The 11580-nt window shown below is 38.9% G+C and carries 12 protein-coding genes; all 12 read right to left on the reverse strand.

Annotated features, from left to right (window positions below):
* Positions 1-26: 26 nt before the first annotated feature.
* Positions 27-1382, reverse strand: coding sequence for a magnesium transporter (locus J9318_RS04515; RefSeq protein ID WP_244731880.1), 1356 nt, complete (start codon positions 1380-1382; stop codon positions 27-29).
* A 2-nt stretch (positions 1383-1384) separates the two neighbouring features.
* Positions 1385-2254 carry a mechanosensitive ion channel family protein gene (locus tag J9318_RS04520; protein WP_210561666.1) on the reverse strand — a complete coding sequence of 290 codons (870 nt, stop codon included), beginning with the start codon at positions 2252-2254 and terminating at the stop codon, positions 1385-1387.
* 157 nt (positions 2255-2411) lie between these two features.
* On the reverse strand, positions 2412-3644 hold the full coding sequence (locus J9318_RS04525; RefSeq protein ID WP_210561668.1) for an SAM-dependent methyltransferase: 1233 nt from the start codon (positions 3642-3644) through the stop codon (positions 2412-2414).
* A 34-nt stretch (positions 3645-3678) separates the two neighbouring features.
* Positions 3679-4467 carry a DUF1365 domain-containing protein gene (locus tag J9318_RS04530; protein ID WP_210561670.1) on the reverse strand — a complete coding sequence of 263 codons (789 nt, stop codon included), beginning with the start codon at positions 4465-4467 and terminating at the stop codon, positions 3679-3681.
* Between the two features lie 11 nt (positions 4468-4478).
* Complete coding sequence (locus J9318_RS04535; protein ID WP_210561672.1) at positions 4479-5732, reverse strand: NAD(P)/FAD-dependent oxidoreductase; 1254 nt, start codon at positions 5730-5732, stop codon at positions 4479-4481.
* A 19-nt stretch (positions 5733-5751) separates the two neighbouring features.
* Positions 5752-6498, reverse strand: coding sequence for an SDR family NAD(P)-dependent oxidoreductase (locus tag J9318_RS04540; RefSeq protein WP_210561674.1), 747 nt, complete (start codon positions 6496-6498; stop codon positions 5752-5754).
* Positions 6499-6501: 3 nt separating this feature from the next.
* Complete coding sequence (locus tag J9318_RS04545) at positions 6502-6981, reverse strand: nuclear transport factor 2 family protein (RefSeq protein ID WP_244731883.1); 480 nt, start codon at positions 6979-6981, stop codon at positions 6502-6504.
* A gap of 3 nt (positions 6982-6984) precedes the next feature.
* Positions 6985-8421 carry a deoxyribodipyrimidine photo-lyase gene (gene phrB, locus J9318_RS04550; RefSeq protein WP_210561676.1) on the reverse strand — a complete coding sequence of 479 codons (1437 nt, stop codon included), beginning with the start codon at positions 8419-8421 and terminating at the stop codon, positions 6985-6987.
* On the reverse strand, positions 8421-9371 hold the full coding sequence (locus tag J9318_RS04555) for a YbgA family protein (protein ID WP_210561677.1): 951 nt from the start codon (positions 9369-9371) through the stop codon (positions 8421-8423). The genes phrB and J9318_RS04555 overlap by 1 nt, the downstream gene beginning before the upstream one ends.
* A 180-nt stretch (positions 9372-9551) precedes the next feature.
* Positions 9552-10277, reverse strand: a complete 726-nt coding sequence (locus J9318_RS04560) for a ChrR family anti-sigma-E factor (RefSeq protein WP_210561679.1) — start codon at positions 10275-10277, stop codon at positions 9552-9554.
* A complete protein-coding gene (locus J9318_RS04565) occupies positions 10270-10845 on the reverse strand; it encodes a sigma-70 family RNA polymerase sigma factor (protein ID WP_210562369.1) in 576 nt (191 codons plus the stop codon). The genes J9318_RS04560 and J9318_RS04565 overlap by 8 nt, the downstream gene beginning before the upstream one ends.
* A 129-nt stretch (positions 10846-10974) precedes the next feature.
* Positions 10975-11559, reverse strand: a complete 585-nt coding sequence (locus J9318_RS04570; RefSeq protein WP_210561682.1) for an LON peptidase substrate-binding domain-containing protein — start codon at positions 11557-11559, stop codon at positions 10975-10977.
* Positions 11560-11580: the final 21 nt, after the last annotated feature.

Genomic DNA, 11580 nt, shown 5'->3' on the forward strand with positions numbered 1-11580 from the left:
ACTTATAAAGGTTAGGTGTCAAACGGTTATATTAATATTAATGAGGCCGCACCTAAAAAGACAAAAAAGCCAACGATATCGGTAACCGTTGTTAGAATTACAGACCCGGCTAGTGCTGGGTCTATATTCATTTTATCGAGCGTTACTGGAATAACGATACCAAACAAGGCTGCTACCAACATGTTCACTATCAACGCACCTGCAATGATCATTGACAATGCTATGTTCTCAAACCAGTAGCCGGTAATAACAGCCACCAGTAAAGACCACGCAACACCATTTATCGCAGCGACAGCGATTTCTTTTCGTTTAAGTGACGATACGTTGTTAATACCTAGCTGACCTGTTGCTAAGCCTCTTATGGTTAAGGTAAGCGTTTGGCTCCCTGTTATACCACCCATACTCGCTACTATAGGCATTAGCACGGCTAACGCCACTACTTCGGCGACAACCTTATCAAAAACACCAATTACAAACGATGCCATAAATGCTGTCAGAAGATTGATACCTAACCATACTGCACGTCTACGAGCACTCAATGCCACAGGAGCAAATAGATCCTCATCGCTTACTTGGCCTAAGTGAGCAATTTGCGCTTCATAATGTTCTTGGAATATTTCTAACGCATCATTAATATCAAAACGACCAAGAAGTTCGCCATTCTCTGTAACAACAGGCAACATCGATTTTTTTGTGCTTTTTAACAAATTGGATGCATCGAGCAAGGGCAAGTCGGCATCCACAATGTGGACCGCTGTTTTTGCGATATCTGCAACTAAATCATTAGGCTCAGCACTAAACAATTCATTAACGGTAATTTCACCAATAAATATATTATTTTCATCAATCACTAAAAATGAGTCAGTATATTCAGGTAAATCAACACTTTTTAGCTCAACTAAAATGGTTTCGACGGTCGCTGCTTTATTTACGGTAAATACATTGTGATTGGCATAACGGCCAACTTGATCATCTGTGTAATTAAGTGATTCGCGAATTTGGTTTTGTGTTTCAGGCGAAAGTTTTTTAATAAACTTTTTGGCAACATTCGTCGGTAACACGTCAAGAACTTCAATGACTTGACTGGCGTCACTGTTGGCAAGTGCTTTATGTACGCTTTTGTTGGGTAGCGATGACACTAATTGCAAACGTGCATCTTCTCGCATGGCGGCTAAAACGGCGCTGGTATCGACATTTTTTAGATACGGCCAAATTAGGATCCGCTGCTCACTAACTAAACTTTCTAATATCCACGCCCAATCGTCCTCAGAAAAACTGTGACATAACTCTGGTAAATCGAATGGTTGGGCTTCTTCGGTTAGTGCTTTTAGCGCGGTTTGAATCTGGTTCATCACCGCTATACGAGACTCGACGTTAAGCATTATTAGCCTCCCTTCGAAGTGGTATCAGGTTCACTAATAGCGACTTCACTTGTTGGTATTTCAACATTATCAATTTGCTGATAATACAAGGTATAAAAATCACTGATGAGAGCTTGTTCGATTTTTTTCGCTTTGCTAGTTGGACAAAAAATAGAAAATACAAAAGCAGTTTTACCAATATCCGTTGTCTGCACTCTAAGTCCTGGCGCAGGACCTGCGATTTGTACACCCAGTCGGTTTTCTATTAATTTACTGTAGCGTTCTGCCACATCATTAAACTCAAGGCAGTAACTCTCAGCTTTAGAAAATAAACTAGGTATTAGGTTATACGGATTCACTTTGATGCCATCAATTACAATTGAAAATGTGTGATTGGTATAGCGTTTCATGTAATTCATGTTTTTAATAGGTAACGTCATCAACTGGTTATTCGGTAAGAATATTGTTTTACCGGTATACGCATAAGTTTCAGAGTTTATCTCTAATAAAGTTACTTTTGCCCAGTCCGTTTCGGCCACCTCACCAAATTGTGTATTGGTTTGAATCCAGTCTCCAACTCGAAATGGATTTGTACTGCTTATATACAAAAAACCAATAAAACATTGAATTAACTCTCTAGTTGCCAAAACAATAGCAACAATAAAAGCCGCAATAGACAAGGCGAAATTTTGAAGCTCATTACTCCACAACATCAATAGCGCAATAATAAAAACCATATTAATGGCGTTTTTGGCCGTATTAATATGCAGGCGACGATTAACCGAACCACCAGAGGAATTTCGATTAATGAGTTTTATTAACCCAATTTTTGCTAAATAAGTGGCTAAAAATAGTAAAAAACTAAAGAAGAGTTGGCTGTTAAAGAGGCTCAATGAACTTACCCAAAGTAATAAATGATAATACTATCAAGCCTAGCATGAGAGACGAATCGAGGTTAAATAAAAATTGCTATATGTGATAAATATTTAGCACAAAAAAAAAGGGCAACCACGGGTTACCCTTTTCGAAAGTAAATATAAGCCGAAGTTACTATTTTCGAGCTACAAAGTGGACCGTGCTTGTTGCACGTTGTAAAAACGCACCCTCACAATAGCTCAAATAATAATTCCAAAGTCTTCTGAAGCGCTCGTCAAAACCGAATTCTGTCAAATCCTGCCAGTTTTTGTTAAACCTAACTCTCCACTCGTTTAACGTTTGTGCGTAATCTAAACCTATATCGTGAAGCTCGTGCAATACCATGTCAGTGTCTTGTCGCAGGTGCTTGGTCATAAACTCTATGCTCGGTAAACAGCCTCCTGGAAAAATGTAACGCTGTATAAAGTCTACATTTGTACGGTAGTGATCAAATCGTTGATCGGCGATGGTAATTGCCTGTATCAGCATTTTGCCACCAGGCTTTAAAAGTGCATTACATTTACTAAAAAACTCGGTGTAAAACTCAAAGCCGACGGCTTCAATCATTTCAATACTTACTAATTTGTCATATTGACCAGTTAGCTCGCGATAGTCTCTTTTTAGCAGGGTGATTTTATCTTGCAGACCAAGCGCTTTGATACGTTGTTCGGCGTAGTCGTGTTGAGCATCCGATATGGTTGTGGTGGTGACTTTACAACCGTAATGTTGCGCAGCGTAAATAGCCAGTCCGCCCCAGCCTGTGCCAATTTCAACAAGGTGATCTTTGTCGGTAAGTTCTAACCGTTGGCATATTAAGTTTAGTTTATTTAACTGTGCGGCATCCAAGTCGGTCGCACCATTGCTATAAATGGCTGATGAATACATCATTTCAGGATCTAAGAAACGAGTATAAAGATCATTACCTAGGTCGTAATGGGCAAGGATATTTTCTTTTGATCCTGTTTGAGAGTTTTTATTTCGACGATGAAATAATTTGTTTTTCAGCTTTGTAAGCCAAGACATATTACTCTCTAATTCATCAAGTTGTTGTTGGCAAATTACAAACGCTTCGATGAGCCGAGTTAAATTTGGGCTAGACCATTGATTGTTAATAAAGGCTTCTGCGGCGGCAATGCTACCTCCAGAAACTAAGGATTTATAAACCCCTTGGTCATGGATATTCAATTGAGCCTGAATTTCCGCGTCGCTTTCACCAAAGAAACGGTTTCCATCACCAGGAAGTTGTGGATCATGTATGGTAAGGCCAACGCCAGTGATACGCTCGAGCACAGTAAATACTAACTTCTGATATAAACCAGAAGACCAGCTTGTGCTTGGTTCGCTGATTGGGGTGACTAACTTTTCCATTGCTGATTCCTCTTCAACTTCTTATTTTTAAACTTTATTTAGTTTCTGGGTGCCCAATAAAAGGCACCTTTTTAATAAACAACTTCAGCGCTTGCCAATAAATACCGGCAAATATCTTGGCTGTCATAACTGGTGTGGTCATGATCAGCTTAATAAGATGCTTATGTGTCATGGGCACTTTTTTTAATGCCACGGTTGCATCGAATACTTTTTCAATTTGACCTGTCTGCAAGGTATTTGGCAAAGGCCAATTCTCTATATGAACTAATAAACTGTTATTAGGTGGCGTTATTTTCCAGCGATATTCCATATCCATTTGCATAAAAGGCGACACATGAAAAACTTTTTTATTAATTAATCCATCACTACGTTGAGACGTGTCTAAATCGATCAAATAATAGTGCTTTTGATTCCAGGGTGTATTACTTACCTCGGCTAACATGTAGCGACAGATTTCGTCGCCATTATTGTTTTTCGGGTAGCAAAAATAGAAGTTGATCGGACTAAAATAAAGTCCAAAACAACGTGCTTGAGTCACCATTACAACTCTTGTACTAGAATCTAATGGGCAAACATTTTGTAATTTATTAACTTTATTGAGCACGTTTTGTTTGAACGCATCGGTACTTTTGAAATGGTCACCTTGTTTTATTCTAAGCGGGTTAAACCAACGTTGTCCTAATACCCAGCTTTGCTTGTAAACATCATCAGTCTCATCTAAATCGATAGCTAACATATACAAGTTGTAGCTAAATTTATGGTCTACTGGACTGAAACGACGGTGACGAACCGAACCTTGATAAATACCGCTTTTCGTAAACATTTAGTTAGGACTTACAAGTTGCAATCAAAGCGTCGAGCAACGTCAACGCCACTTCTCACGCCGTCTTCGTGAAAACCGTTATACCAATAAGCACCAGCAAAATGGGTATTGTTTTTTCCACAAATCGTGTCTCGTTTTAATTGCGCTTTCTGACTTTCAGTACTGAAAACAGGATGCATGTAGTTAAACTTTCTAATAATTTTACTCGGCTCGATAGCGTCAGTTTTATTTAAAGTAACACAGAATGTTGGTTTAACATCAAGGCCTTGCAGAATATTCATGTTGTAGGTAACCGAGGCCAACGCATTCTCATCGCCGGAAAGTAAGTAATTCCAGCTCGCCCATGCTAATTTTCGTTTCGGCAACATATTGATGTCGGTATGCAGAACAACTTCATTATTTACATAAGGCATCGCGCTCAGTAAGCGTTTTTCTTCGTCCGTTGGATCTGAAAGCAGAGCAAGGGCTTGATCAGAATGACAAGCAAAAATGACATCATCAAATTGCTCAGTGCGTCCTTCGTTGAAAGTTAGCTCGACACCATTATCTTTTCTAGATACCGAAACAATATGAGTATTAAGCTTTATTTTATCTTTAAAATCAGCCGTTAATGGCTCTATATAGCTACGTGAACCACCTGGGATTACATACCATTGTGGACGATCTTGAATGTTTAGTAACCCATGGTTGTAGAAAAATCGAATAAAAAAGCTCAGTTCAAACTGTTTAACTTGGTTTAGGCTAGATGACCAAATCGCAGCAGCCATTGGTAAAATATAATTTTGGTTAAAATACTCGTTAAATGAATTTATTTGTAAAAACTCACCCAAGGTTTGTTTTTCTGGTATGGCATTCTCGTCATATAGCTTTTTACATAGCTTATTGAATTTGAGTATTTGCGAGATAAGAGACCAAAACTTAGGTTTAAAGATATTCGATCGTTGCGCGAATAGGGTATTTAAATTATTACCATTATATTCAAGACCAGATACGGGATTGGTCACGCTAAAACTCATTTCAGTAGCTTGTTTATTGATATTGATTTGTTTTAACAGCTTTAAAAAATTAGGATAAGTTTTATCATTAAACACAATAAAACCGGTATCTATACTATAGTCTTGGTTGTCTAACTGAAAATCGATAGTGGCGGTATGACCACCAATATAATCATTTACTTCAAAAACTTGAATATCATGCTTTTGATTTATTAAATACGCGCTAGTCAGTCCAGATATTCCTGAACCTATGATCGCTACTTTTTTCATTGTTTACTACTTCCTGTGGTTATTGGTCGCTTTTTAACATAATGGAGCGCCACCATGTTGCTGGTAACCAATTCGCAATTTTTAAGCTCCAAATAAGACGCTTTGGAAACGCTATATGTCGTTGTCTTTTCTCTATCCCTGCATCAATACGCTGTGCAGCCTCTTCACTTGTAAGAAGAAATGGCATAGAAAAGTCATTCTTATCGGTTAATGGTGTTTTTATGAAGCCTGGCAAGACTAATGAGACGTCAATATTATGAGGCTTTAGATCAATATAAAGGGAGTCAGCAAGGTAACCTATTCCAGCTTTTGAGGCGCCGTAGGCTTCTGCTCTGGTAAAAGGCGCCATAGCAGCAGATGATCCGACAAACACTAACTGTGGGGTGTTATTATCGGTATCGAGTTTGCCGAGTAACTGTGAGACAAGAAAACCAACGGAAGTCAGGTTGATGTCTATAACTCGCTTGAATAGTGCAGCATCAAATTCCATCGCATTATCAATATACTCACAATCGCCGGCGTTTAACACGGCAATATCAAGGTGCTTTACTTCTGAAAGAGCAATTTTAGTTTGTTGTTCGTCTAGTTGATCAAATTGAACAAGCACTAATGTACCGCTTAATTCTTTGGTTTCATTCACAAGCTTTGCTAGTTTTTCCGCATTTCTACCACAAGCATAAACGAGGTGACCTTGTGATAAATATCTCCGCACGAGACTGTGACCAATACCCGATGTCGCTCCGGTAACTAATATACGTTTGCTCATAAACTAAGCTCCAGCTTTGGATTTAACAAAACGAACCAGACCGCCAACTACGGGAATGTTTTCATAAATCATCGCGCCAGCATCAAAATAATCTCGCTGGAATGTCACCTTACCATCAATTTGAATTAATTTACTGTGTCCCTCCAAAGTAATCGATTTACCTGATTTCAATTTTTTATGGTTCACAGTCATGGTCCAATAAATAGCGGCATCATTACCATCGCAGATATAATCTGTTAGCTCGAAGTGACAAGAGGTTAAGTTCACATAAAGATGTTCAAAATATTCTGTTAAGGCTTTTAGTCCCTCAACTCGGCTCAATGGATCGATAAACACCGCATTGTCCGAGTATATATTTCTAAGCAAATGCAGATTGCCCGCGTTTAGAATGTTATAGGTCCCAACATAATCTGTAAGCCACTGCGGGGCAGGGGCTTTTTCGGTCATATTATACTCGTCGATACTTTCAGCATTGCTTGTCATAGGTCACTCACTGCGTTTGTAGAAGTCTAGTGCGTTTTCTCTAGCAGTTTTGTGATCCACAATCGCAGGCCAGTACACCTTTAATTTTTCCGTTTTTATGGCCTTGTGTGGAAAGTGGATATCTTTGTTAGAGAAATTCTTCAATTCTGGTAAGTAACTACGAAGAAAATTTCCCTCTGGATCAAACCTTTGACTTTGGGTAATGGGGTTAAAAATTCGAAAATAGGGCTGTGCATCACAGCCTGTTCCAGCAGCCCATTGCCAACCACCATTATTATTTGCTAAATCTACATCAATCAAATGTTGAGCAAAAAACTGTTCGCCTAATCGCCAGTCAATTAGAAGATGCTTGGTTAAAAAACTGGCGACGATCATTCGAAGGCGGTTATGCATCCAGCCGGTTTGTACGAGCTGTCGCATCGCTGCATCAACAATTGGATATCCTGTTTTACCTTCTTTCCAGGCTTTAAATAAAAAGCCATTATTTGGCCAGTCTAAACCGTCGTATTTACTGTTAAAATTATTGTGTTTACACAAATTAGGATAATGAAACAGTAAGTTACGATAAAAATCTCGCCAAATTAATTGATTTAGCCATGAAAACTCAGGAATACTCGTATTGTCCAATATATTTGGTACTGTATGTATCAGTTGTGATACCAGTCTTCGTGCACTCAGTGCTCCAATGGCTAGGTATGGTGATAGCTTTGAGGTGCCTTCAATTGACGGTATATCTCTATCATCGGGATAACGAACAATAATACGTTCATAAAAATCGGGAATTAATTCATTCTTAACATTGGTAATTAGTGGCCATTGCGAGGAATCTACTTTTTGTGCCGTAAACTCAATGTTAGTTGGTTCGTTGATCTGTGTCTTTAACTTACTTTGATAATAGTCAGTTAACGCTTGCTTAGAGTCGGCAAGCTGAAAACCTTGATTAATAGCAACGGATAACCACTCTCGTTTAAAGGGGGTAAATACGCGATACATTTCGTGCTGTTTGTTAAGCACCTGACCTTTTGGCAACACTACATCGGCTTCGTAACTTGAGAATTCAATATCTTGCTGGTTTAACAGAGTTTCAAATGCTTTATCTCTATCAACTTCATTAATTTCAAGTTCGCTATTTACAAAAACATGAGTGATATCGTGTTGTTTGCAGATGTCTAGACACAGCTCAAGTTGGTGTTTAAAGTCTTTAGCGGTTTTAAATATTAACGATATATTAAACTCGTTCAGTTTGTCTGCGATGAGTTGTACATGTCGTTGTAAAAAGTCAATTTGGATGGCTGATCTATCATGTTGTTGCCACTGCTCAGGAGTTTCGATAAACGCAGCAACAAGTGGTTCACCTTTGCCCACGGCTAATCGTGCTGCTGCCTCAAGGGCAGGGTTATCATCTATTCGAACATCCGTTCTTAACCAATATAAAATCATTAATAACCGTACCTTAGTTTTAAATCTGCAGGGTAGGGGTCTAGGTATTTTTGATTAGCAATATATTCATCTGGATACATCATTAAATAATGCTTTAACAGCGTTAAAGGCGCCATTAACGGAATGAGGCCGGCACGATAATCAGCGATTTGTGTGGTTAGTTCAGCTTTTTGTTCTTTAGTAAGGTGTTTACTAAAATAGCCTTGAATATGATTTAACGTATTTGCGTGGGATTTACGACTCGCAATCGTTTTTAAAGCCGTCATAAACAAAACAATATATTCTTGTGCTAATGCATCCACTTCCGCTTCGCTAGTCCCTAATAAGCGACCTAGTTCTCGGTAGGCATTTTGGCTATGACTCATTAGCAGATATTTGTATTTGGTATGAAACTGAATAAGCTTATGTTTGGTAAAGCCATCTTTCATCATTTCTTGCCAGGTGTTATAGGCAAACACTCTAAGAACAAAATTTTCTCTAATCGCCGAGTCGTTTAATCGACCGTTTTCTTCGCATGGTAAAGCAGGATTAACTTCCATTATTTGTTTAGCAAACATACCAATCCCGGTCTGTTCGCTACCAATGGCTTTATCTTCATCGTTATAATGATAAATCTTTACTCTTTCCATGCCACAGCTTGGGCTTTTAGCAGTAAAAATGAAACCACTTAGGTCATCAATTTTTTTTGCGACACTTTGTCCATATTCAGCTAGCTCTTTGGTTACATCACCGGATTTATCTGGACGGCTTACCGTGATGACATTTTTGTATTTAATTTGTCTAATAGTCGGCCTGGGAACGGGTAGACCAATGGCTACTTCGGGGCAATAGGTTTTGAAGCTGACGTGACGAGCAAGTTCGTTCATACAAAAGTTGGATTTTTTGTGGCTTTTATCAAAGCGAACTTCTTGACCCGCTAAACAAGCACTTAATCCAATGGTGATGGTCATACTTATCCTTTGAAATTGAATGGATTTGTAACATATATATTAGGTTACGATACGCGATTTGTAATTGATCACAATGGTTATTTTTTTCTTTAAAAACCGCCGTTTTGGCAAAAAAAAAGCCACTAGCAAAAGCGTAGTGGCAACATACCAGGATTAAATCCGGTCTCAGGAAAAGTGTGTTTAGTACAACAGACTACCAATAGGATTAAATAGCTTATGGAAGCCTTCTGTAAATTGTAAAGCGTCGTCTGCGACGGTATAACATAAGCACCCTTCTTTAGTGCGAGGCTGATGGTTATGTTCGCCGTTCAGTTCTATAAAATCACCTGGGTGATAAGTTCCCATTTCGTCCTCAAAACTGCCATCTAAAAGCAAGGTAATTTCAAACCCTTTATGAGTGTGAGTTGGAACTTCACCATCCGCATCAATGTGAAGCAAATGACTATGAATAGCACCTTCATCTAGATTCAGGCTTGAGCGAGACAGTTTTCCAATGTTTAACCAGTTAGACATCCGTACATTGTTTAATGCATTAGGCAGTTCAAAGCACTTTCCACGAATTGATATGGATGTATTTCTGACCATAGACTGCTCGGAGATCTCGTCGTCAGCAGTAATAGCGGCAATCATGTTACCAAACTCCATGTCCATCGCTGCTTCGTTGTTTGCATGATTATCACGGATGTTAAATAAAGATGTGTCAAATTGTTCGTCTTCATATACCGTTTTAGACGTAATTTCCGCATTAAATAATTGCTCAGAAATTTGATTGGTTATTTTTTCAATTTCACCACTGCACTGAGGGCACATGTGGCTATGAATCGATACGCCAATCGCTATAGATGCTGGCAACTCTCCGGCTGCATATCCGGCAAGTAATTTGCTGCTTGGGTGGTGTTTAATCATTTTGTGCTCCCAACTGCTGTTTCAACTTTGTTACCGCTAATCGAATTCGGGACTTCACTGTGCCAACGGGTATATTCAACTGCTTCGCAAGTTCTTCATGTGTTAATTGTTTAAAATAAACCGCCGTCAAAGCCTCTTGCTGGTTTGGCGGTAGTTTTTTAACAAGCTCAGATAGTTGATTTGACATTAAATGATCTTGGAACGGCGATTCTTCAGAAATTTGTTCTTCGATAGGCCATATGTCATCACTCAACGATTCGGCTTGTTGACTTTTGTTTTTTCGCATAGCGTCAAATATGACGTTTCTCATGACAGTATAAACCCAAGTCGTCGCCGCTCCTTTTTCAGGAACAAACAAGTGAGCTTTGCGCCATACTCTAGTCATTGTTTCTTGCACTATGTCGAACCCTGCTGCGTCGTTATTTAGTTTTTGCGCAGCAATGCGTTTAATTTTTGGACCAAACCATGCAAACAATTTTGCAAAAGCTTGTTTGTCTCTGTCCGCAGCAACGGCCATCAAATAATGGCTTAGCTCTGCTGGTGCTGAGTCTTCAGTTGTTGTTGTCATTTTTCTCGTTTTCTTCGATGTAGCGATCGCGTTAGAACGAGTTGATTCAACCGTTGTTTGTTTCATGACATACCTCATCCGCTGTCCGTAGAAAGCATTACGATAAGCACCATTAACTAGATCACTAATTTATTCAAAAACAATTTCTGTTAAAAATTCATTTGCACGTGATAGTGAATTGGGTTGTGCAAACAGATTTTGTTCAGATTGTTTTAAAGGTAAAAGTTCTAGCCATCTTTGACATACCCACACGGGACAGTCAAACTTTGTTTCGTAATAAATCTTTGCTAAATCCGGATTTTGTTTAAATACCGTTTTTAATTCTTCGGTTAAGCTGTCAGCACACCTTATCTCTGTTGATGCGGAAACGTTCTCTTCCCAGTGATTAAATATTTCTGTATTGGCTTTTTTCAAACCATCCGATTCAATCTCAACATTTGATACTCGAACCATCGCTTCACATTTAACATCAATGTGTAAAAGCCCGTCTTTACCTTGAGAAAAATCTACTATTTTGACCAGACTTCCCCAATTGAGATTCTTGTCAGTTGAATTTTTCTCTACGGCACCTAGATTATTGATTGGTAAAATCACAAACCCTGTGTCTCCGGCAGATTCTTGAACTAAACGAATGTATCGAGGCTCAAAGACTCTGAGTCGGGTTACTCCTTCAGGTAACAAAAATACAGGTAGTGGGAACAGCGCTAGTTTCATATCTCTCTCTTAATAAAGTTG

It is taken from the genome of Psychrosphaera aestuarii, assembly GCF_017948405.1.
GTDB lineage: Bacteria > Pseudomonadota > Gammaproteobacteria > Enterobacterales > Alteromonadaceae > Psychrosphaera > Psychrosphaera aestuarii.